General features: G+C 69.9%; 17 protein-coding genes. 8 read left to right on the top strand and 9 right to left on the bottom strand.

Annotated features, from left to right (window positions below; translation table 11 throughout):
* Positions 1–91 precede the first annotated feature (91 nt).
* Both ASF43_RS31320 and ASF43_RS03940 read left to right on the top strand, forming a co-directional pair.
* Positions 92–262 (top strand): hypothetical protein, encoded by a 171-nt coding sequence (locus ASF43_RS31320; RefSeq protein ID WP_200932416.1) that lies wholly within the window; start codon positions 92–94, stop codon positions 260–262.
* Between the two features lie 115 nt (positions 263–377).
* A complete protein-coding gene (locus ASF43_RS03940) occupies positions 378–1,274 on the top strand; it encodes a transglutaminase family protein (protein ID WP_056176886.1) in 897 nt (298 codons plus the stop codon).
* Between the two features lies 1 nt (position 1,275).
* On the opposite strand, the gene ASF43_RS03935 is transcribed toward ASF43_RS03940, so the two are convergent.
* A complete protein-coding gene (locus tag ASF43_RS03935) occupies positions 1,276–3,588 on the bottom strand; it encodes a YgiQ family radical SAM protein (RefSeq protein ID WP_056176883.1) in 2,313 nt (770 codons plus the stop codon).
* A gap of 187 nt (positions 3,589–3,775) precedes the next feature.
* Between ASF43_RS03935 and ASF43_RS03930 the strand changes: the two genes are divergently transcribed.
* The 6 genes from ASF43_RS03930 to ASF43_RS03905 all read left to right on the top strand — a co-directional run bounded on the left by ASF43_RS03930 (position 3,776) and on the right by ASF43_RS03905 (position 9,693).
* Positions 3,776–5,044, top strand: a complete 1,269-nt coding sequence (locus ASF43_RS03930; protein WP_056176879.1) for an HD-GYP domain-containing protein — start codon at positions 3,776–3,778, stop codon at positions 5,042–5,044.
* A gap of 47 nt (positions 5,045–5,091) precedes the next feature.
* Positions 5,092–6,291: an MFS transporter gene (locus ASF43_RS03925; protein ID WP_156373119.1), complete on the top strand. Its 1,200-nt coding sequence runs from the start codon at positions 5,092–5,094 to the stop codon at positions 6,289–6,291.
* 69 nt (positions 6,292–6,360) lie between these two features.
* Entirely contained in the window at positions 6,361–7,500 is a 1,140-nt protein-coding gene (locus ASF43_RS03920) for a mechanosensitive ion channel family protein (RefSeq protein ID WP_056176877.1), read from the top strand.
* 47 nt (positions 7,501–7,547) lie between these two features.
* Entirely contained in the window at positions 7,548–8,474 is a 927-nt protein-coding gene (locus ASF43_RS03915; RefSeq protein WP_056176875.1) for a helix-turn-helix domain-containing GNAT family N-acetyltransferase, read from the top strand.
* Positions 8,475–8,509: 35 nt separating this feature from the next.
* On the top strand, positions 8,510–9,115 hold the full coding sequence (locus tag ASF43_RS03910; protein WP_056176872.1) for a chromate transporter: 606 nt from the start codon (positions 8,510–8,512) through the stop codon (positions 9,113–9,115).
* Positions 9,112–9,693, top strand: coding sequence for a chromate transporter (locus tag ASF43_RS03905; protein ID WP_056176869.1), 582 nt, complete (start codon positions 9,112–9,114; stop codon positions 9,691–9,693). Before ASF43_RS03910 ends, ASF43_RS03905 begins: the two co-directional genes overlap by 4 nt.
* A gap of 11 nt (positions 9,694–9,704) precedes the next feature.
* On the opposite strand, the gene ASF43_RS03900 is transcribed toward ASF43_RS03905, so the two are convergent.
* The 8 genes from ASF43_RS03900 to ASF43_RS03865 all read right to left on the bottom strand — a co-directional run bounded on the left by ASF43_RS03900 (position 9,705) and on the right by ASF43_RS03865 (position 23,372).
* Entirely contained in the window at positions 9,705–15,797 is a 6,093-nt protein-coding gene (locus ASF43_RS03900) for a CHAT domain-containing protein (protein WP_056176868.1), read from the bottom strand.
* A gap of 57 nt (positions 15,798–15,854) precedes the next feature.
* Positions 15,855–16,700 (bottom strand): caspase family protein, encoded by an 846-nt coding sequence (locus ASF43_RS03895; RefSeq protein ID WP_056176865.1) that lies wholly within the window; start codon positions 16,698–16,700, stop codon positions 15,855–15,857.
* A gap of 136 nt (positions 16,701–16,836) precedes the next feature.
* Entirely contained in the window at positions 16,837–17,544 is a 708-nt protein-coding gene (queC, locus tag ASF43_RS03890) for a 7-cyano-7-deazaguanine synthase QueC (RefSeq protein WP_056176859.1), read from the bottom strand.
* 50 nt (positions 17,545–17,594) lie between these two features.
* Entirely contained in the window at positions 17,595–19,061 is a 1,467-nt protein-coding gene (gene xylB / locus ASF43_RS03885) for a xylulokinase (protein ID WP_056176858.1), read from the bottom strand.
* Between the two features lie 10 nt (positions 19,062–19,071).
* Complete coding sequence (locus ASF43_RS03880; protein WP_056176857.1) at positions 19,072–20,007, bottom strand: AraC family transcriptional regulator; 936 nt, start codon at positions 20,005–20,007, stop codon at positions 19,072–19,074.
* A 46-nt stretch (positions 20,008–20,053) separates the two neighbouring features.
* Complete coding sequence (gene dalD, locus ASF43_RS03875) at positions 20,054–21,442, bottom strand: D-arabinitol 4-dehydrogenase (protein ID WP_056178088.1); 1,389 nt, start codon at positions 21,440–21,442, stop codon at positions 20,054–20,056.
* 48 nt (positions 21,443–21,490) lie between these two features.
* Positions 21,491–22,525 carry an ABC transporter ATP-binding protein gene (locus ASF43_RS03870; protein ID WP_056176856.1) on the bottom strand — a complete coding sequence of 345 codons (1,035 nt, stop codon included), beginning with the start codon at positions 22,523–22,525 and terminating at the stop codon, positions 21,491–21,493.
* 13 nt (positions 22,526–22,538) lie between these two features.
* Positions 22,539–23,372, bottom strand: a complete 834-nt coding sequence (locus tag ASF43_RS03865) for a carbohydrate ABC transporter permease (protein ID WP_056176851.1) — start codon at positions 23,370–23,372, stop codon at positions 22,539–22,541.
* Between the last annotated feature and the right edge of the window lies 1 nt (position 23,373).

The following is a 23,373-nucleotide window of genomic DNA, read 5'->3' as shown; positions in this document are numbered from 1 at the left end:
GAGCCAGCGGATTTTATAGATAAGAATCGTTATCAATCTGGCCAGTGTGCGATCATCTCGGGTTTTCGTTATCGCCAACCAGGAGCACCCCATGGGCAACAAGATCTTCACCGAAGCCGACCGCAAGGCCACCCCCGCACCCACCCCCGCCGGTGGCTTCAACGCCCGTCGCGCAGGCAACGGCCAGAAGGTCAGCCTGGAACGCGGCGTCGCCACGCGCAGCAAGAAGAACCCGGGCAAGCGTCCGCACAAGGGCGGCTGATCCGCCTTCACCGCAGCTGCCGCCCTCGCTGGCGGCGGGCTGCTGTCGGACATGGCCGCGTCCGTGGCGGAGTTCCTGGCGCACCGCTGGCGCCCTCCAGAGAATCTTCGCCCTCATGACCACACACTACGACATCCTCCACACGACGACGTACCGATACCACGAGCCCGTGCAGTTCGGATTGCACCGCGTCATGTTCCGCCCCCGCGACAGCCACGACCTGCGCGTGCTGGCCACCGACCTGCAGGTCAGCCCCGCGGCCCAGATCCGCCTGATCCAGGACCCGCATTCCAATTCCGTCGCGCTGGTGCAGCCGCAGGGGCCGGCCAGCGAACTGACCATCTGCTGCGCGTTCACCATCGAGCACGTGCCCTCACTGGACGACGACCTGGAACTGGACCCAACGGCCGAGTTCCTGCCCTTTGCCTACTCCCTGCAGGAACGCCCGGACCTGGAGCACTACCTGCGCCCGCACCATGACGACCCCGACGGCGTGCTGATCCGGTGGGCGCACCAGTTCCTGCAAAGCGATGCGCCGAACAGCACGCGCGCCACGCTCAAGCGCATGAACGCGCACATCCACGACAGCCTGAAGTACCAGTCGCGCGACGAGGAAGGCACGCAGTCGCCGCTGGAGACGCTGGCCAAGGGCGGGGGCAGCTGCCGCGACTACGCCCTGCTGATGATGGAAGCGGCGCGCCGCCTGGGCGTCGCCACACGCTTCGTTTCGGGCTATCTCTACGACCCGGCGCTCGATGCCGGGACCCAGCAGCCCGGCGACAGCATCGTCGGCGCGGGCGCCACGCATGCCTGGCTGCAGGCCTACCTGCCCGGCGCGGGCTGGGTCGCGTTCGACCCCACGAACAACCTCATGGGCAGCGGCCACTTGCTGCGCGTGGGCGTCGCGCGCGACCCGGCGCAGGCCCCGCCGATCGCCGGCAGCTGGTTCGGCGAGCCCGATGCCTACGCCGGCATGGAAGTGGCGGTGAAGGTCACGCGGCGCCGGCAGTGATCTAGCGGCGCTTGCTCGGCTTGGGCTGGGGCGCCGAGCCGGTCACGCGCGGCGGCAGGCCGGTGTGCTGCGTCAGCACACGGCCCTTGGCTGGCGTGCCCGGCGCGGGCGTGGAATTCTTGCGCCGCGCGCTCTGGTAGGCCCCATCGTTCAGCGGCTGCCAGGTCGGGATCAGGTGGTGCTTGCCATTGCCGATCAGGTCGGCCCGGCCCATGGTCTTGAGCGCCTCGCGCAGCAGCGGCCAGTTGTTCGGGTCGTGGTAGCGCAGGAAGGCCTTGTGCAGCCGGCGACGCTTCTCACCGCGCACGATGTCCACGCCTTCGCTGTCGCGCGTGATCTTGCGCAGCGGGTTCTTGTTGCTGTGGTACATGGCCGTGGCCGTGGCCATGGGGCTGGGGTAGAAAGTCTGCACCTGGTCGGCGCGAAAGCCGTTCTTCTTGAGCCAGATGGCCAGGTGCATCATGTCCGAGTCGCTGGTGCCAGGATGCGCGGCGATGAAGTACGGAATCAGGTATTGCTTCTTGCCCGCCTCGGCCGAGTACTTCTCGAACATCTGCTTGAACTTGTCGTAGCTGCCGATGCCGGGCTTCATCATCTTGGTGAGCGGGCCCTGCTCGGTGTGCTCGGGGGCGATCTTGAGGTAGCCGCCCACATGGTGCTGCACCAGTTCCTTGACGTACTCGGGGCTTTGCACGGCCAGGTCGTAGCGCAGGCCCGAGCCGATCAGGATCTTCTTGATGCCGCGCAGCGCACGCGCGCGCCGGTAGATCTTGATCAGCGGGTCGTGGCTGGTCGATAGGTTCTGGCAGATGCCGGGGTAGACGCAGCTGGGCTTGCGGCAGGCCGCCTCGATCTCGGGCGACTTGCAGCCGATGCGGTACATGTTGGCGGTCGGCCCGCCCAGGTCGGAGATAGTGCCCGTGAAGCCGGCCACCTTGTCGCGGATCTCCTCGACCTCGCGGATGATGGATTCCTCGCTGCGGCTCTGGATGATGCGGCCCTCGTGCTCGGTGATCGAGCAGAAGGTACAGCCGCCGAAGCAGCCGCGCATGATGTTCACGCTGAAGCGGATCATCTCCCAGGCCGGGATCTTGGTTGCGCCGTCGTGGCTGCCGTTCTCGTCCGCATAGCGCGGGTGCGGGCTGCGCGCATACGGCAGGTCGAACACGTGGTCCATCTCGGCCGTGGTCAGCGGGATCGGCGGCGGGTTGATCCACACATCGCGCGCGGTCGCGCCTTCGCCATGGGACTGCACCAGTGCACGCGCGTTGCCGGGATTGGTCTCCAGGTGCAGCACACGGTTGGCATGCGCATACAACACCGGGTCGGCCTTGACCTGCTCGTAGCTGGGCAGGCGGATCACGGACCGGTCGCGCGGCGGCACCTTGAGCTTGACGCTGGGGTTGGCCACGAACTGGATGGTCTGGATGGCCGGGATGGCGGAGACCGCGGCATTGGCCTGGTCGGCAACCGCCTGGGCCTCGTCTTCCTTGGCACAGGTCGCGCCATTGGCCTTGGCCTGCTCCGACACCATGAGGTAGGGATTCACATGCGCCTCGACGCGGCCGGGCTGGTCCACGCTTGTGGAGTCGATCTCGAACCAGCCCTCGATGGACTCGCGCCGCACAAAGGCCGTGCCACGTACGTCGGTGATCCGGGCGACGGGCTCGCGCGCCGCCAGCCGGTGCGCCACCTCGACGATGGCACGCTCGGCATTGCCGTACAGCAGCAGGTCGCACTTGGCGTCCACCACCACAGAGCGGCGCACCTTGTCCGACCAGTAGTCGTAGTGCGCGATGCGGCGCAGGCTGCCCTCGATGCCGCCCAGCACGATGGGCACGTCGTTCCACGCCTCGCGGCAGCGCTGCGAATACACGATGGCCGCTCGGTCTGGCCGCGCGCCGCCCACGTCGCCAGGCGTGTAGGCGTCGTCGCTGCGGATCTTGCGGTCGGCCGTGTAGCGGTTGATCATGGAATCCATGTTCCCGGCGGTCACGCCGAAGAACAGGTTGGGCTTGCCCAGGGCCTTGAACGGCTCGGCGCTTTGCCAGTCCGGCTGGGCGATGATGCCCACGCGGAAGCCCTGGTTCTCCAGCATGCGGCCGATCACGGCCATGCCGAAGCTGGGGTGGTCCACATAGGCGTCGCCTGTCACCAGGACGATGTCGCAGCTGTCCCAGCCGAGCGCGGCCATCTCCTCGCGCGAGGTCGGCAGGAATTTCGCGGTGCCGAAGCGCGCTGCCCAGTACTTGCGGTAGCTGGTCAGCGGCTTGGCGGCGCGCGCGAAAAAGGAAACGTCGACTGGGGCGTTCATCGGAAGGGGGGTCATCCTGGCGGCAGGACGCGGGGGGCGGGGGACCGCGGATTTTAGTGGGGATGGCCCAACATGCGCCCGCACAGGGTCATGCCAGGGGGCTTCGCCGCGCAAACCCTGTGATACAACCGCTTGCATGTCCACTGCGCCGCCCCCGCCTCCGATATCGCCAAACTTCCAGGAGGCCGTGCAGCAACTGGCGGAAGTGCGCCCGCCGCAGGCCACGCAGGCCATCTACAGCTCGCAGGGCGTCAAGCTGATCGAGCGCGGCGCCACGGTGGACCAGCGGCTGTATGACCGTCTCATGCGCCATCAGCTGGCGGCCCCGCTAGAAGACAGCTTGGAGGCGCAGGACAGCGTGAGCGGCCGTGTCTTGCGCGCCACTGCCGAGAAGCTCATCGAGCGGCGCCCCATCCTGGGCTACATGCTGGAATCGCCGACAGTGCGCGCCACCCTGCTCGACGCGCTGGAGGCCATGCCGCTGCCCCCGCCGATCGCGTTCAAGCTCAGCGTTGCGCGCGACGTGCACCCGGCCCTGTTCCAGTACAACGTGTGCGCGGCGCTGATCGCCGGCTGGCTGGCCACCGGCCCGAATGCGTTGCGCTACGACGTGTCCATGGTGGTGGCCGCCGGCATGCTGCAGGACCTGGGCATGATGCATGTGGACCCGGTGCTGCTGCAGCCCGAGGGCACGCTGACGCGCGAACAGCGCCGCCAGCTCTATTCGCACCCGCTGGTCTCGGCGCTGCTGCTGGAGCGCCACCATGAATACCCACGCGAGCTGATCCGCGCCGTGCGCGAGCACCACGAGATGCTGGACGGCTCAGGCTATCCGGCCGGCCTGACCGCCGACAAGATCAGCGCCTGGGGCCGAATTTTGTCGTTGGCCCAGGTGGTGTCGGCCCTGCTGCGGCCAGGCCGCGGCCTGTCGTCACTGCGCCTGTCGCTGCTGCTGCGTACGAACCGCCACCAATTCGACGTGGACCTGGGCGAGCGCGTGCTGGCCGTGGTGCAGCAGCTCGGCCGCGACAGCGTGCCCGCCACGCCGACCGAGATGGCCTCGCTGGAGCCGGTAGCCTCACCGGCGAACAAGCTCATCGCCATGGACACGCTGCTGTCCGAATGGCCCGGCGAACGGGCCAACGAAGCCAATACCACGCCCGCGCGCCGCGCCGGCATGGCCGCGCTCGGCCAGCAGTGCGAACAGATGCGCCGCCTGCTGGCCGACGTCGGTGCCAGCGCCGACCAGCTGACGCAGCTGGGCGATGGCTTCGACGACGAGGTGCTCACGAGCGAGCTGTCGCTCGTCGCGCAGGAGATGGCCTGGCAGCTGCGCACGCTGACGCGCCAGGTCGGCCGCCGCTGGGCTGCGACGCCGGGCGAGGCCTTGCCCAAGGCGTTGCAGGACTGGGTGCGCCAGGTCCAGGACTGCATCGGCGACCTGGTGGAGATCTGATCCACTACGATCGGCGCTTTGCGAACGAAGCGCGGACACGGGTGGGCATGAAGGAATCGGAACCGCAGGCAACAGCCGCGCAGGACGCACCACCCACCCTGCTGCGCCGCCTGCTGCCGCTCATGGTCGTGATGGTGCTGGTGCACCTGGCCTTCACGGGCGGGCGCGTCGCCCTCACGCTCTACGCCATTGCGCTGCAGGCCTCCACCGTCGTCGTCGGGCTGCAGGTCAGCCTGCTGTCGCTGCTGCCCATGCTGTTGTCCGTCCAGCTCGGGCGCTGGATCGACCGAGTCGGCATCCGGCGGCCGGCGCGCATCGCCATCTGCACCACGGCCATCGGCGCCGCCCTGCCGGCGCTTTGGCCCTCCGTGCCCGTGCTGTGCGCCGCCAGCGTGCTGCTGGGCAGCGGCTTCATGCTGCTGCACATGACGGTCTACAACGAGGTGGGCCACACCGTCGCATCCGACAGCCGCGTGCGCGCCTTCACGCTGGTGTCCATGGCCTTCTCTGTCTCGACCGTGCTCGGCCCCGTGATCGCGGGCCTGACCATCGACCTGCTGGGCCACCGGCGCACCTTCATGCTGCTCGCCCTGTTCCCGTTGGCGGCGCTGGCCGTGCTGGTAGGCCTGCGCATCCGCGTCGCGCCGCGCGGCGGCCTGGCCGCGGCACCGGCCAGCGCCAGGACGATGGACCTGCTGCGCGCGCCGCGCATGCGCGCGGTCTTCATCATCAGCGGCCTGCTGTCCATGAGCTGGGACATGTTCACTTTCATGGTGCCCGTGCAGGGCACGCGCATCGGGCTGTCGGCCTCCACGATCGGGCTGGTCATGGGCTGCTTCGGCGTGGCGACCTTCGTGGTGCGCCTGGGCATGCCGATCCTGCACCGGCACCTGGACGAATGGCAAACGCTGTGCCTGTCGCTGGGCATCACGGCCGTGGTCTACCTGCTGTTCCCGCTGTTCACGGCCGTTCCCGTGCTGCTGGCCCTGGCCTTCGTGATCGGGCTGAGCCTGGGCTGCACGCAGCCCATGGTCATGAGCCTGGTGCACGCGGTCGCGCCGCCGGGGCGCTCGGGCGAGGCGCTGGGCGTGCGCAGCACGGTCATGAACGCGAGCCAGGTATTCCTGCCCATCCTGTTCGGCGGGCTGGGTGCGGCTGCCGGCATGGTGCCGGCGTTCTGGACGCTGGCCGTGATCCTGTCGGGCGGCACCGTCTACGCACACGGCTACGCCCGGCGCCGCCCGTAGTCCCGCTCCTACCACCCACGCCCCCGAGGGCCGATAGCTGCACTGCAGCACAACAGGTACAAGCCTGCCATGGACATCACCACCTGGTTCAAGACAACGACCCTGGCAGGCATCACCCTGCCCCACTGGACGATCGCGCTGGCAAGCGCCATCGCCGCCTACCTGGCGATGACCACCGTGCTCGGCCTGGTCCGCTCGCGCATCCTGCAGCGCGCACAGACCACGCCCGACGCCGCCGGCCGCAGCAGCCTGCCGCCCGTGCTGGCCCTGGTGCTGAACGGCACCAGCCACTGGCTGCTGCTCGCCGCGTCCGTGCTGGTCGGCCTGAGCCTGCTGGACCTGCCGACCCGCTGGTCCGACCGCGTGGCCCAGCTCTGGTACGTGACGGTCGCGCTGCAGTTGGCGCTGTGGGGCGCGCGCCTGATCGATGTGCTGATGCAGCGCCAGCTTCTGCGGCACGTGCCTGCCGGCAGCTCGCCGCAGGCGAGCGTCTCGCATACGCTGATCGGCTGGGGCCTGAACACCGCCCTGTGGGCCATCGTCGCGCTGGCCATCCTGTCCAACCTCGGCTTCAACATCACGGCCTTCATCGCCAGCATGGGCATCGGCGGTATCGCCATCGCGCTGGCCGCGCAGAACATCCTGGGCGACCTGTTCGCCTCGGTCGCCATCGCGCTGGACAAGCCCTTCGAGGTCGGCGACGCGATCAACACCGGCACGGTCAACGGTACGGTCGAGCACGTGGGCATGAAAACCACGCGGCTGCGCAGCCCCGGCGGCGAGCAGATCGTGGTATCCAACACCGAACTGCTCAAAGGCTCGCTGCGCAACTTCAAGCGCATGCAGACGCGGCGCATCGAATTCACGTTCGGCGTCAGTTACGCGACGACGCCCGAGCAGGCGGGCGCCATCCCTGGCGTGGTGCGGCGCGTGGTGGAGGCCCAGCCCGAGCTCGTCTTCGACAGGGCCCATTTCTCGAGCTTCGGCGACAGTGCCCTGAACTACGTCGTCGTCTACATCATGCAGACGCCGAATTACGGCCAGTACATGGACAACCAGCAGGCCATCAACATCGGCCTGATGCGCGAGTTCGCGGCCATGGGCGTGGACTTCGCGTTCCCCACGCGCACGGTGGTGCTCGCGCCGCCCGGCGGCGCTGCCAGCGCGTTGAACGCCGGGCCGCCTGTCGCGGAGTCCAGCGCCGCCTGACACCTTGATGCTTGACGCCGTCAAGCATTCGGTAGACTCGGTCTACCATGGACACCGTCGCTTCTGAACATGTCGAAGCCCTGCGCGGCTTCAACCGTTTCTACACGCGCCGCATCGGCGTGCTCGACCCGTACCTGGGCAGCGACATGTCGCTGACCGAGGTACGCGTGCTGTACGAACTGGCGTACCGCGACCAGCCGGCTGCCAGCGAGATCGGGCGCGACCTGGGCCTCGACGCCGGCTACCTCAGCCGCATCCTCAAGCGCTTCGAGGCACGCGGCTGGCTCGAGCGCATCGGCTCGCTGGCCGATGCGCGGCAGCATCTCATGCGGCTCACCGCGGACGGCCAGGCCGCGTTCGCGCCGCTGGAGCAGCGCTCGCGCGAGGCTGCGGCGGCGCTGCTGGCCGGTGTGCCGGCAGCCCAGCGCGCAAGGCTGGTCGACGCCATGGCGACCATCGAGCAATTGGTGGCGCCCAATGCCCGCGCCAGCACGCGCACGGCCGTGCTGCGCGAACCGCGCCCAGGCGACATCGGCTGGGTGGTACAGCAGCACGGCGAGATCTATGCACGCGAGTACGGCTGGAACCAGCAATTCGAGGCCCTAGTCGCCGACATCGCCGCGCGCTTCGTGCGCGACTTCCAGCCCGAGCACGAGCGCTGCTGGATCGCCGAACTGGACGGCGAGCGCGTGGGCTCGGTGTTCGTGGCACGCAAGAGCAAGACCGTTGCGCAGCTGCGCATGCTGATCCTGGCACCGGCTGCCCGCGGCATGGGCCTGGGCGCACGGCTGACCGACGAGTGCCTGGCGTTCGCGCGTGCCAGGGGCTACCGCAAGATGGTGCTGTGGACCAACAGCTGCCTGCTGGCCGCGCGCGGCATTTACGCGGACCGCGGCTTCGTGCTGACCAAGAACGAGCCCTACGAGGGGTTCGGCCAGTCGCTGGTGGGCGAGACCTGGGAGCTCAAGCTCTGAACACGGGCGATGGCCGCGCCGATAATCGCGCCACCATGCCAGCCCCCTTCCCCGCGGCCCCGCCCGCCGGCTCCGGCGCCACCGCAGCGCTCGCACAGCCCAGTTCCAAGACCGACCTGTTTCTATCGTTCACCTGGCTCGCGCTGCAGGGCTTCGGCGGCGTGCTGGCGGTGGTCCAGCGTGAGCTGGTGGAGAAGAAGCGCTGGATGACGCGCGAGGAGTTCATCGAGGAATGGGCGGTCGCGCAGATCATGCCTGGCCCCAACGTGGTCAACCTGTCGCTGATGATCGGGGCGCGCTACTTCGGCCTGGGCGGCGCCATGGCCGCGCTGGCCGGCATGCTGGTGGCGCCCATGGTCGTGGTGCTGGGCCTGGCCCTGGTCTACACGCAGTTCGCGGCCGACCCGCGCATGGCAGGCGCGCTGCGCGGCATGGGCGCCGTGGCAGCCGGCCTGATCACGGCCACCGGCCTCAAGCTGATCCCGGCGCTGCAGGCCAATGTGCTGGGGCACGGGCTGTGCATCGCGCTGGGCCTGCTGTGCTTTGCCGGGATCGCGCTGCTGCGCTGGCCGCTGGTCTACGTGCTGTTCGGCTTGGGCGCCGTCGGCTGCGTGCTGGCGTACCGCAAGCTCAAGCCATGAGCGGCCTGCAACTCTTGCTCGGCCCGGCGGACTGGCTCAGCCTGTTCACGCATTTCGCCACGCTGTCGCTGCTGGCCGTGGGCGGCGCGATCACCACGGCGCCGGACATGCACCGCTTCCTGGTCGACCGCCAGCACTGGCTGACCGACACGCAGTTCAACGCCTCCATCGCCATCGCGCAGGCAGCGCCCGGGCCCAACGTGCTGTTCGTGGCGCTGATGGGCTGGAACGTGGGCCTGAACGCAGGCGGGTACGCGACGGCCGTGCTGGGCCTGCTGGCCGCGATGCTCGGCATCCTGCTGCCCAGCACCACGCTCACCTACCTCAGTGCGCAATGGGGCCACCGCAACCGCCATCTGCGCAGCGTGCGCGCCTTCAAGCAGGGCATGGCGCCGATCGTGGTGGCACTGCTGGTCGCCACCGGCTGGGTGCTGGCCGCCACCCACGACGTGCCGGCGCGGGACTGGGGCCTGTGGGTGGTGACGGCCTTGGCCACGGTCGTCGTCTGGCGCACGCGGCTGCACCTGCTGTGGCTGCTCGGGGCCGGCGCGCTGCTGGGCGCGCTGGGCTGGGTGTAGCGGCCAGCGGGCTACTTGCGCTTGGCAGCGGCCTTGCGCGGCGCGGGCGTCTTGGCCGGCGCCTTCTTCACGGCGGCACGTTTTTTCGCGGCAGCGCGCGGGGCAGGCGGCGTGCGTTGCGCTGCCGCGGCGGGCCGCTTGGCCGGCGTGCCGGCAAGGGCCGCGGACGGCCGGTCCTGACGCGCCGGCCCGTGCGGCTGCAGGTGCCGCACCAGCTCCAGCAGCCGGCCGGCCAGCGTCACGAGGTCTGTACCGCGCGGGTCGCCCGTCATCTGCAATGCATCGGCGCAGCGCGACAGCAGCTCCATCTGGCTGGCCATGGAGTCCAGCTGCACCGGCGTGACGACCACATTGGCCAGGCAGTCGTCATAGCTGCGCTGCAGCTGCTCGAGCGCAGCGCGGCCTTCGTCGTCGGTCCTGGCCAGGCGGCCGTCGAGCATGCTGGCGACCAGTTCGGCCTCTACCTGCATGACGTCGGCCCAGGGATCCTGCCCCCGCGAGCGCTCCTGCGCCACGGCTTCGGCGCACTGGCTGGCCAGGGCCAGGGCGCCGGCGCGGCCCGCGGCGTCGATGCCCGGCCACAGCACCTGGACGGCCAGGCGGTTCAAGGCATGGTAGGGCGAGGGACGGGCGCCGTCGGGGTCGCGGTCGCCGGCGCGGTAGGCTGCGGCGGTGGCCGTCAGCGCCGCGACCATGGCCTCGCGCCATGCTGCCCGCTGCGCCGCCGGTGCGTCGCCCGCCGCGAGGATGCGGCGCGCATACAGCCCGGCCAGCCGCTTGTAGGCACTGGCACGCAATGCGCTGCGCTCGGTGTTGACAGGGTGGAGCGCAGCAGGCAGGTCGTCGCCCCGCGCCGCGATCAAGGCGTCCAGGCCGTCGAGCCGCTTCATCGCGATGCGGATCAGCGCCTCGCCCGATGCAGTGCCGCCGGACTGCGGATCGTCCTGGATCAGCGTGCCGAGCTTTTCGCCCAGCCGCACCTCGGCGTTGGCCAGCGTCTGGATGTCGCGGATCGGGACACGGCCGTCCAGATCCTCGGCCTGCACGGCCGCCAGGTAGGCGGTGCGGGCCTGCTTGAAGCGTTGCAGGTCGTACCAGGTCGCCCCGAGTGCGGACAGCAGCTGCGGCAGGCCGGCCCAGCCCGCCGGGCAGCGCTGCTCGAGCATCTGCTCCACCTGTTTGGCGCGCGCGCGCAGCTCGCGCTCGTCCTGCTGGCCCGGCCTGCGCCGCAGCTCGCTGCGGATGCGCGCCAGCCCGTCCAGCACCTCCTCGGGCGAGCTGTAGGTGCCGTCGCTGCCAGGGCCGCCAGCGTTGTCCGCGCGCGGCTCGGCCCGCCAGCCGGGTTCGCCATAGGCCTGGAAGGCGCCCCAGGTGATGTCCTTGGCATCGTCGGCCCAGACCAGCCTGCGCGCCTCGAACACGGCCTGGCCGAAGGTCTCGCGGCGCAGCAGCAGGTGTTCGTAGAAGCCCTGGCCGAAGCGCTGCGCCTGCAGGTCGCTGACGGCCCAGCCGGCCACGACCACGCAGCGCACGCCGATGTCGATCAGCTCGCGCGCCACGCTGGCGGCCAGCTTGTTGCCGTCCGCGCCCACGGCCACCTGCGCGCGCGGGTCGTCGGCGCGGCCCTCGATCTTGCCCAGGTGGCAGCAGTTCAGGAACACCAGCTCGGGCACCATCTCCATGGCCGCGATCTCCGCGGCCGTGATCAGCAGACCATCGGACAGCACCACGCCGCTGCGGCGCTTGCCGTCGGCATGCAGCAGGTCGAACACGCCGTGGGCCGAGATGTGCACGAAGCGGTAGGGCCGGCGGTACAGCGCCGCCAGCACGTCCTTGGCATTGCGGTCCTCGCCGACCTCGGGCACGACGTCGTAGCCCAGGCCCTTGAAGGCCGCGACGACTGCCAGCGCCTCGGCCTCGGCACCGCCCAGCTTGGGCGGCTCGGCCATGGGCCTGTCGGGCGTGCCGGGGAAGGCCTTGGTGAAGCCGTGGACCGACGGGTTGCCCACCACCAGCGCGTTGCGCCCGGCGCTCTCGCGCAGCTGGCGGCGGAACTTCGTCGTGGCGAACTGCCGCACGACGGCTGTACGCAGTGCCAGCGGCAGCCGGTCGTCGTCCGCACATTGCGGCCCGCGCTGCGGCGCGTCGGCCAGCATCAGCTCCCATGGCAGGTTGGCCGTGCCGGCGTCCACCACCAGCACCACGCGCTCGAGCGCGCGCGCGGCCTCCTTGAAGTCGGGCGGCACCATGAGCTGGAACAGCATTCGGCCGAAGTCTTCCTGCCAGACCGGCGTGGCAATCTGGTCGCGCACGAGCTTTTCGATCAGCTCGGGCTGGCGCTGCAGCAGCACGGCCTCGGCGCGCGCGCGCTGGCCCAGGTACATGAAGCGCAGGCGCTCGGCCAGCATGGTGCGCGGCCCGTCGGTGCGGGCCGAGGCACCGTCGCGCGGCGTGCCGTCCTCGTTGCGCTCCGCGTCGGTGATGATGAGCCGCGGCCAGTACTGGTTGTTTTGGTTGTCGAACAGCCGCTGCCGGTAGCCGTCGCCTTTGTCGAGCTCGGTGTGCAGCACCAGGGCCGTGCCCAACTGCTCGGCCGCCGTGTGCAGCCGTGGCGCGAGCTGCCGCAGTGCGTAGACGGCGGTGATGGCCGTGTCGAGGTAGATCTCCACGATGTCCAGCCGCGTCACGCGGATGTCCAGCCGCGTGGTTTCGTGGAACTTGGCGTTGCCCTCGACCACGCCGCGCACCAGCGCCTCGACCGAGCTGGCCGGCGTCATGTTGGCGTTGGAGTTGTAGCCCAGCAGCAGGCTGGCCAGGCGCAGCTCGCGTGGCTCCTTGCCCAGCACATCGGAGGTCTGCAGCAGGTAGCGCATGACGCCCGTGCGGACGGCCTCGGTCAGCGCGCGCTGCGACAGGGCGCCGTCGTAAGGCCCCAGCCCGGTGACGATGGCGCCGGCCAGGCTGCCGCGCCGGCTCTCGAACGCATTGGGGCGACGCAGCACCGAGGTGGCAGTGCCCAGCGGGCCGGTGTACAGGCCCAGGTTGAAGCGCTGCGTCAGGTCGCCGCCCAGCATCTCGGCGTCGATCAGCGCCTCGGGCCCGGCCATCGGGTCGTGCTCGTAGTGGCCCACCATGATGGGCTGGTGCGTGATGAAGCGCAGGTCGCCCGCGCGCACGCAAACCTCCAGCCGCCGCTTGGCGCGCGGGGCGACGCGGCTGCGCTGCGAACCACCCATCAGGCCGCGCTGCAGCGCGTCGGCATCGTCCACCATGGGCGGGCCGGCGTCGTAGCGCACGGGCGCAGGCTGCTCGATGGCGCGCACCTGCGGCGGGCTGGTCGGCAGGCCAGCCGTGGTGCCCGAGGCCAGCAGCTCGGTCAGCGCAGGGAAGTGTTCCTTGGTGGCCGTCAGGTCGCCATGCTCGGCCGGCATGTAGTAGAAGCTGCCGATGCCGCCGATGCGGCCCGACTCCCAGCTCACCGTGCCGTCGCCGCGCGTGGTGCCCACCATCTTGAGCTGGCCCTTGTCCACGCGCACGCCGCAGGGCGTGTTGGCCGCCGCGCCGAAGACGTAGATGCTCTTGGCAGCGTAGGCCGCGGGCAGCGAGGGCTTGCCGTCCTGGAAAGCATCCCGGTCGGCCCGCCACAGCCAGCTGGCCTCGTCCAGCACTGCCTGCGACGGCGCGCCCACGCGGCCGTCACCGAACCAGAAGTCCTTGACCGAGCCTTTGAAGGCCTGCCAGGTCGCGCTGTCCTGGTAGTCGTGGAACTCGCCGCCGCCCTCGTCGCCCTGGAAGATGTCCTTGAAGCCCGGCTTGGGCAGCAACTGCAGCGCGCCGCGAAAGCCGGCCACGATGTCCAACACCTCCTGCATGCTGTGGCTCAGGTCCAGCCGCACCAGCGAGCGCAGCGTGTCGCCCTTGCCGACCAGGTTCTCCACCATGGAATGCGCGCCCTGGTGCGGCGTGCCCAGCATCAGCAGGCGGGCGCCGTCGCGCGCCATCAGCGCGTCCATCACCGCGCGGCGCTTGTGGATGGTGGCGCGCACCACCAGGCCGCCCATGCTGTGCGCGAGCAGGCGGATCGGCTGCTGCGTCTGGCGCAGCAGGCCGTCCAGCATGGCGCCGAAACGCTCGGCCAGCACATCCAGCGGCTGGCGCCAGTCGTAGGCGAAACACTCGACGCGGTGGCTTTTGGCCAGGTCGGCGCACAGCTTGCCGTAGAACATGGCGAACAGCTCGTCGGCCTCGATGCCGGGCAGGCCGAAGGCAAGCTTTTGCAGCCCGCCACTGGCGATGTCCAGCGGGTCGAACCAGACGCGGTCGTCCGCGCCGCGCTTGAGGTGCGAGCCCATTACGCCGGGCAGCACCACCACGATGGGGCGGTCCATCGCCGTGGCGTCGCGCTGCAGCGCCTGGGCCATGGCCTCGGCGTATTCAGCGGCACTGGGCAGGGGGCGGAAGGCGTCGATCCGTTCGGGCCGCTCCACCACCAGCCAATCGCGCAGCGCCGTGCGCGTGTCCATGTTGCCGAAGTAGCGGAAGTGCGAGACGTCCGCACCGCGGTCGAACAGCACCTTGGCCTGCGCCCGGGGCGCCACGCCGGACAGCATGGCCATGGTGTCGACCACGAGGTCGTTGTCGGTGTTGTCGAAGAACACGTAGTCGGTCAGCAGCACGCCCAGGCGCTTGAGCAGGTTGCCGCCTTCGATGTCGCCGGCGATCACGGCCATCTGGATGCCGGGCCGCACCGGCGCGTCGCGCAGCAGCCGCGCCATGGGCGAGTCGGGCAGCATGGCCTCGATGCCCGGCACCATGTGCGGGTTGGTGCGGTTCCTGGCGATGTCGACCACCACGCGCTTGAAGGCCGCGTAGTAGGGGCTGCCGAAGAAGAACGGCACCTGACCGATCAGCGTCAGCAGCCCGGACAGGAACAGGTCGAAGTTGGCGCTGGCCAGCCGCGTGCCGTTGGCCGGGCTGGCCACGCGCACGTAGCGCTGCACGACGAGCTTGCGCGCGAGCAGCAGCTGGTTGAGCTGGTGCAGTTGTGCACGCTGCGCGGCATGCGCAGCGCGCAGGTCGGCCAGGCGCTCGGCCTGCGCGTCGATGTCCGCCTCGCCCAGGCCCTCGAACGGGTAGTGGTAGTCCTCGATGCGGCTGCCGAAATCGCCCAGGCACAGCAGGTCGGCCACCAGCCCGCCGCGCGAATGCGAGACCAGGCTCACGTGGCTGCCGGCCGGCAGCGCGGCGGCCAGCGCGAGCGCGTTGTCGATCGGGCTTTCGGACAGCGTGCGGTGCTCGAAGGCATAGATGTGCTCGCCGAAGCAGCGCTCCAGCGTGCCCCACAGGTCGCGGTCGCCCGTGCGCAGGTCGCCGAAGCCGCCCAGCGAACTGGAGCCCGTGCCGTGGATGAAGACGAGGATGGGCCTGGCCTTGCCGTCCGCATCGGGCTGCGGCAGTTCGGCGCTGCGCACGGGCTGGGGCGCGGTCTTGCCGCCCAGATCGGCCCAGCGGTACAGCGCGCCGGCCGGTGCGTCCAGCCTGGACTCGATCGCCGCCATCAGCGCCTTGGTGCCCAGCCAGCTCACGCCGAGCAGCGCCAGGTCGACCACGCCTTCCTTGGCCAGCAGCTCCCTGGCTTTCTCGGTGATCGGGTCGCCCGCGGTGTCGACCTTGAGCGTGAAAACCTTGCGCACCAGGTGGCCCACGGCGTCGGTGATGAAGCCGCGTGGCACCGACGCTTCGGTGCGCAGCGTCTCCAGCAGGATCTCGCCGTTCGGCCCCAGCAATTCGGGGTGCGTCTGCGCCAGGCTGGCGCGCAGCCGCGCGGCGTTGCCGATGAAGGTGCTGCCGTCGTCCAGCTCCAGCACCACGATCTCGTCGGGGTCGGCGCCCTGCGCCTTGTCACCCGCACCGTTCGCGCTGCCGCGCGCCGCGGCGCCCACCTCGTAGCTGCTGGCAGCTGTCAGATAGCCGTCGGGCAAGAACCCCGAAGTCGGATCGCCGGTGGGGCCGGCCGAGCGCGTGGCCGGCTGGAACAGGGATGGCAGCGCCTTGCCGGCGTCGCGGCCATGCAGTTCGATGGTGATGCCGGTGGGGTAGTCCATGCGCGAAGCTCCGCTGGTTGGTCCTGCCACCGCCGGGTGGCAACTCCGTGCAAGCCGTTACGTGAAGACTTTGCGCTTGCGTGCTGCGGCGTTGCCCACGATCTGCGGGCTTTGCGGGTAGGTGGACGACGGCAGGTAGGCCGGGTGGATCGCGGCATGCCAGTCGGCATAGGTGGCGCCGGCTTTGAGCGACCTGAGCGCCTTCAGCGCGTAGTAGGTGAACGCGCCCGTGGGGCGGCCGTTGATGCGCGCGTCGTAGCTGTAGTTGTTCGGCCCTTCCTGGCAGCCAGACAGCAGCAGGTCGCCGGCCGCGCGTGACACGGCCTTGGTGAACGCCGACACACCGGACACCTGGGGCGTGCGCATCAGGGGTTGGCCGCTGGGGCCGCGCGGCAGTTGCTCGGCAGGCAGCCAGTTGCCCATGGGCATGAAGCGCGGGCGCGGCACGTCGTCGCTGACGTCGGGGTCCGGCGCCGCGGCGCGCGTGACGGTGCCCGAATGGCAGCTGTCGGAGATCAGCACCAGGCGCACGCCGGCCGCGCGCGTGGCGAAGATCGCATGGATCTCGTCGTCCAGCAGCGCCGCGCCGCCGGTCTGCAGGTCATAGGGGCACAGGCCCTCGTCCAGGCCGTCGGCTTCGTCGCCGTTGAGGTCGGGCACGTAGGTGCCATGGCCCGAGAAGGTGATGACCACGACATCGCCCTTCTTGGCGCCCGCAACGATGCTCTTGAAGCCCTTGGCCATCGCCGACTTGGTGGCCTTGGCGTCGATCAGGCTCGTGACGGCGAACCCGCGCGAGGTGAGCTCGGCCGCCCAGTCCTGCGCATCGTTCACACAGCCGTGCAGGTCCATGTGGGTGCCGGGATAGTTGTTCACACCGACGCACAAAGCGGTCTTGGCCATGGATGTCTCCTGGGCGAACGGCACCCGGCGGGTGCCGGATCGGGGTCGCTGGCCAGTATAGAAATGGCGCGAATCGCTGACAACATCAGTTCTGATGAAGCGCGGATCGGCCCGGCGCCGGGGCGCCAGCCGCCGCTCAGCTGCTGGCGCGTGACGCGCTGTACAGCCCGTGGCCGCGCGCGCGCAATTCGCAGGCCGGGCACTGGCCGCAGCCATAGCCCCAGCGGTGGCGCGCGCCGCGCTCGCCCAGGTAGCAGGTGTGCGTGTGCTCCACGATCAGTTCCACCAGCGCCGGCCCGCCCAGCGACGCGGCCAGCGCCCAGGTGGCGGCCTTGTCGATCCACATGAGCGGGGTGTCCACGAGGATGCGGCGGTCCATGCCCAGCGACAGCGCCAGCTGCATGGCCTTCATGGTGTCGTCGCGGCAGTCCGGGTAGCCCGAGAAATCGGTCTCGCAGACGCCGGTGACCAGCACGTCCAGGTCACGCCGGTAGGCCAGTGCGGCGGCCAGCGTGAGGAACAGCAGGTTGCGGCCCGGCACGAAGGTGTTGGGCAGGCCGGCGTCTTCCATCTTCAGCGCGATGTCGCGCGTGAGCGCCGTCTCGCTGATCTCGCCGAGCACGGGCACGGCCAGCAGGTGGTCGTCGCCCAGGCGCGGCGACCAGGCCGGGAACTGCTCGCGCAGCTGTTGCAGCACGACCAGCCGCGCGTCCAGCTCGATGCGGTGGCGCTGGCCGTAGTCGAAGGCAATGGTTTCCACATGCGCGTAGCGTGCGAGCGCATGGGCCAGGCAGGTCGTGGAGTCCTGGCCTCCGGAAAACAGCACGAGGGCGCGGCGGGGCATGGTGGGCGATGGCCGAAGCGGACGGCGGACGGTGGTTCCGCGCCCGCCTGTCAGTCGATGGGAAACAGCGGCCGCAGTCCGGCGTAGATCGCCTGGAAGCGGGCGAAGCGCGGGGCATGGACTTCGGCGGTCGACGCGTCGGGCACGAAGTGTTGCCGCGCATGGGGCTGGGTGCAGACCTCGCCGACGCTGCCGCCATCGCTGAGCCAGCCAAGCCGCGCGGCACCCAGCGCACCGCCGGCCTCGCCGCCCGCGCCCAGCACCAGCGGGGTCTGCAGCACGTCGGCCAGCAGTTGCGACCACCAGGCGCTGCGCGCGCCGCCGCCCACCAGGGCCAGCGGCGCACCCGGGTCCGGGCGCAACAAGGTGTCCAGGCCGTCGCGCAGGCCGTAGCCCACGCCTTCGGCCACGGCATAGGCGATGTCGGCACGCGAATGCTGCTGCGTCAGGCCGAACAGCACGCCCTGGGCATGGGCGTTGTTGTGCGGCGAGCGCTCGCCCGACAGGTAGGGCAGGAACAGTGGCGCATGGGCGCGCGCATAGCCGTCGAGCGAGGCCGCCGCGCCGAAAAGGCCGGCCACGTCCGAAAAGCCGAAGGTGCGCACCGCCCAGTCGATCGCGCTGGAGGCCGACAGCATGACCGACATCTGGTGCCAGCTGTTCGGCAGCGCATGGCAAAAGGCGTGCACCGCGCGCGCCGGGTTGGGCGCGAAGCCCGGTGTGCACACAAAGATGACGCCCGAGGTGCCCAGCGACACGAAGCCCTGGCCCGGCGCGACCAGGCCCATGCCCACCGCGCTGGCCGCGTTGTCGCCGCCGCCCCCGGCGATCTTGACTTCGGACTGCATGCCCCAGCGCGCCGCCAGCGCCGGCTGCAGCCAGGCCGACACCTCGCTGCCTTCAACCAGGCGCGGCATGTGCGCGCGCGTCAGGCCGGTCGCGGCCAGCAGCTCGTCGGACCAATCGCGCCGCCCCACGTCCAGCCACAGCGTGCCGGAGGCATCGGACATCTCGCTGACGGCCTCGCCGCTCAGCATCAGGCGCAGCCAGTCCTTGGGCAGCAGCACGCGCCGTGTGCGCGCGAACACGTCGGGCTCGTGCTCGCGCACCCACAGCAGCTTGGGCGCCGTGAAACCGGGCATGGCCAGGTTGCCGGTGATCTGCGCCAGCTGCGGCACGGCCTGCTCGAGCGCCTCGCACTGCGCGCTGCTGCGCCCGTCGTTCCACAGGATGGCTGGGCGCAGCACCTGGTCGTCCGCATCCAGCAGCACGGCGCCGTGCATCTGGCCCGACAGGCCGATGGCACGCACGGCGCGCATGGCGTCGGGGTGCCGCGCGCGCAGGGACTCCATGACCGTGTTCAAGGCCTCGGCCCACGACGCGGGGTCCTGCTCGGACCACAAAGGCCGCGGGCGCGCCACGGCCACGGCGGCATGCGCGACGCCCACGACGCCATGGTCATCGGCCAGCAGCAGCGCCTTCAGCTCGGAAGTTCCGAGATCCAGTCCCAGGTACATGCGAAAAGTCTTAGTGAGAACCGCCGAAGCGCGAATCGGCCTGGCGGCGAAACTCGGTAGGGGTCACGCCCTTCAACTCAAGGAAGCGGCGGTTGAAGTTTGCCACGTTGTTGAAGCCCACCTGATAACAAATATCTGTGACGTAGTGGTCGGTCTGCATCAGCAGGCGGCAAGCGCTGTTGATGCGCACCATGTTGACGAAGTCGGTGAAGCTGTTGCCGGTGGCGCGCCGGAAGAAGCGCGAGAAGCGCGACTCGCTCATGCCCAGCTCGGCCGCCAGGTCGGCCAGGCTCGTGGCCTCGGTCAGGTTGCCGGTGATCCGGTCGACGATGCGGTTGATCTGGTCCAGCTCGCCAGCCCCTTCGGCGCCCTGGATCTGCACGGTGGACAGCAGCCGGTAGTCGCCGCACTGGGCCAGGTCGGCCAGGTACTCGCAGAAACGGCCGAAGCGCCGCACGCCGTGCGACTCCTTGACCGCATGCCAGTGCTCGCGCGCGCGGCCCGACAGGCCGAAGAACTCGATGCCATGGCGCGCACGCTGCAGCAGCAGCATGACCTCGCGCAGCTCGGGCAGGTCCTGCGCGGCGCGCTCGAGCGGCGCGTGGTCGAACTGGATCACCAGGTCGCGCTCGGGCACGCCGGCATCGCCCGCGTCCAGCGAAATCCAGTTGTGCGGCAGGCGCGGCCCGCACATGACCAGATGACCGGGCTGGAAATGGCCGATCCAGTCGCCCACGAAAGCCTTGCCCGAGGTGCAGGTGATCAGGTGCAGCTCGTACTCGTCGTGGAAATGCCAGCGCGCCAGCGGGGTCGGAAAGCCGTGGGCCAGGCAGCGCACGAGGCCGCTCTCCTCCGGCGTCTCATAGCCCAGGGCCGCCAGCCGCGTGAAGTCGCCTTCCAGCTCGGGCTGGCGCTGGCGTGGGCGGTTGCGCGGGGCGGTGGACATGACGGCCTTATTGCAACACCGATTGCAGCGCGGGGGCGACCGCCGATCAGCGGACCGGCGCCGCCAGGAAGGCGGCCACGCACCGGCTGGCATTGCGCAGCGCCGCCAGCAGCCGCGCGTCGCCAGCCAGATCGCCCCACAGCGTCGGCTCGGCACACAGCGCGGCCTGCGGGTCGGCCGCCGCGCAGATGGCGTGGCCCACGGCCGGGTCCATGCCCTGGTCCTGGTAGGCGTAGGGCAGCTCGCCCCGGTGCCAGCGCTGCAGGAAGGCCAGGAACAGCGCCGGCAGCATGGCCACGGCGTCGATGCTCTGGCCGGCCGCGAGCCGCTCGCGCACGGTCGGCGCGATGAAGCCCGGGATTTTGGCAAAGCCGTCGGCCGCCACACGCTGGTTGGTGTCCAGGATGGCCGGGTTGCCGAAGCGGTCCAGCACCACGTCGCGGTAGGCCGGCAGGTCGACCGGGCTGGGCTCGCCTGGGCGGTTTAGGCAGGGGATCACGTCCTCGGTCACGTAGTCGTAGGCCATCTGGCGGATCGCCGGGTTGTGCGTGCCTTCGTGGATGTACGACAGGCCGGCCAGCGTGCCGGCCCAGGCGATGCAACTGTGCGTGGCGTTCAGAATGCGGATCTTGGCCTCTTCGTAGGGCTGCACCGAGCGCACCAGTTCCACCCCCACCGTCTCCCAGGCAGGGCGGCCGGCGATGAAGTCGTCCTCGATCACCCACTGGATGAAGCTCTCGGCCGTGATCGCGGCGGCATCGTCCACGCCGGTGGCGGCCAGCACGCGCGCGCGCAACTGTGGCGGCGGGCGCGGCGTGATGCGGTCGACCATGGCGTTCGGGCAGGTCGTGTGCTGCTGCGTCCAGGCGGCCAGCTCGGTCTCGCCGGCTGCGACGAGGAAGGCCAGCAGGCCGGCGCGAAAGCGCTCGCCGTTGTGGCGCAGGTTGTCGCAGTTCAGCAGCGTGACCGGGCCGGCGTCGGCGGCACGCCGGGCGCGCAGGATGGCCGCCACGGCGCCGTAGATGGTTTCGCCGGCCTCGCCGCGTTGTGCACGCCCGACGTCGGCGGCCAGCTCGGGCATGGACGGGTCGAGCCGGTGGGCGCTGTCCAGGTAGTAGCCCGCTTCGGTCACCGTGAACGAAACGATGCGCGTGGCCGGGTCGGCGCCGCGCGCGACCATGGCGGCCAGGCCGGGCGCGTAGGGAATGACCTCGCGGATGGCCGTGATGCGCTGGTAGCTGCGCGCGCCCTGGGGCGTCACGGTCTCCAGCGTGTAGGCCCCGCCCTGCGCGGCCAGCGCCTGCACCACGTCGGCCATGTCCGGCCGGATGTTGGTGCCCGCCAGGTGCCAGCGGGTGTCGCCGGCGTCGATCAGGCGCTGCAGGTAGACGGCCTGGTGCGCACGGTGGAAGGAGCCCAGGCCCAGGTGCAGGATGACCAGGGCCGTGTCGGCAGCGGAAGTGCTCACGGTGTCCTCGCCCCCTCAGGCGGTGGCCAGCGATTGGCCGTCGCGGTTGAACATGTGCAGCACCGACGGGTCGATCTCCACGCCCACGGCGTCGCCCTCCTCCAGCTGCGTGCGCTCATTCTGGCGCGCGATCATCGTCACGCCCTGCACGTCCACATGGATCAGCGTGTCCGAGCCCAGCGCCTCGATCAGGTCGACGCGGCCGGCCATGCCGGTGCCCCCGCCCGGGTGCACGCGCACGCCCTCGGGCCGCACGCCCAGGAAACCGTCGGCCGGCAGTCGCCCGCCCGTGACGCGCGACACGTCGGGCAAGGCGTTGGCGGGCAGCATGTTCATGGACGGCATGCCGATGAAGCGCGCCACGAACTGGTTGGCCGGCCGGTCGTACAGGTCCAGCGGCGAGCCGACCTGCTCGATCAGGCCGTCCTTGAGCACCACCACCTTGTCGGCCAGCGTCATGGCTTCCACCTGGTCGTGCGTGACGTAGATCGTGGTGGCGCCCAGCGACTCATGCAGCTTCTTGATCTCCACGCGCGTGTTGCCGCGCAGTGCGGCGTCCAGGTTGGACAGCGGCTCGTCGAACAGGAACACCTTGGGCGCACGCACGATGGCGCGGCCGATGGCCACCCGCTGGCGCTGGCCGCCCGACAGCTCCTTGGGCGTGCGCTGCAGGTAGTTGGACAGGTTGAGCTGCGCCGCGGCGCGCTCGACCTTGGTCTTGATCTCGGCCGGATCGACCTTGGCCAGCTTGAGCGCGAACGACATGTTGTCGTACACGCTCATGTGCGGGTACAGCGCATAGCTCTGGAACACCATGGCCAGGTCGCGCTTGCCCGAGGGTGCGTACGTGATGTCGCGCCCGTCCAGCATGAGCTGGCCGCTGGTGATGGGCTCCAGCCCGGCGATCAGCCGCAGCAGCGTGGACTTGCCGCAGCCCGAGGGGCCCACGAAGACGATGAACTCGCCCTTGTTGATCTGCAGGTCCACACCTTTGATGATGTGGGCGTCGCCGAAGCTCTTCTTGACGTTCTTGAGTTCGAGGTAGGACATGGAAGGGCTCCCTTTACTTGACCGCACCGAAGGTGAGGCCCTGGACGAGTTGTTTCTGGCTGAACCAGCCGAAGACGACGATGGGTGCGATGGCCATCAGGGACGCGGCCGACAGCTTGGCCCAGAACAGGCCTTCGGGGCTGGAGTACGAGGCGATCAGCGTGGCCAGCGTGCCGGCCTTGGCCGAGGTGAGGTTCAGGGCCCAGAAGGCCTCGTTCCAGCTCAGCACCAGGCACAGCAGGCCGCAGGAGGCCATGCCGCCGACCGACAGCGGGAACACCACCTCGCGGAACTCGGTCCACAGATTGGCGCCGTCCATGCGCGCGGCCTCCAGGATCTCCGGCGGGATCTCCTTGTAGTTCGTGTAGAGCATCCAGACCATGATGGGCAGGTTGGACAGCGTGAACACGATGATCAGCGCGGGCAGCGAATCGAGCATGCCGGCGGTCTGCGCCAGCACGTAGATGGGCACCAGTGCGCCGACGGCCGGCATCATCTTGGTCGACAGCATCCACATGAGGATGTCGCGCGTGGCCCTGGTCTTGAAGAAGGCCATGGAGTACGCGGCCGGCGCAGCGATCATGAGGCCGAGGATGGTGGAGACCACGCTGGCGATCAGTGAATTCTTGGCGTACAGCAGGTAGTCGCTGCGGCGCTGCACTTCACTGAAGTTGTCCAGCGTCGGATCGAACACGAACAGCGGCGGCACGGCGATGGCCTGCAGCTCGGTCTTGAAGGCCGTGAGGAACAGCCAGCCGAGCGGGAAGAACAGCAGCAGGGCGAGCGCCCAGGCCGTCACGGTGCGCAGCGCGGTCGGCAGCAGGGTGGATGGTGGCTTGGCAGACATG

The organism is Pseudorhodoferax sp. Leaf267 (assembly GCF_001422405.1).
In the GTDB taxonomy this organism is placed as follows: Bacteria; Pseudomonadota; Gammaproteobacteria; order Burkholderiales; family Burkholderiaceae_C; genus Pseudorhodoferax.
The sequence above is the reverse complement of the archived record's forward strand: the minus strand, read 5'-3'. Positions and strand labels throughout refer to the sequence as shown.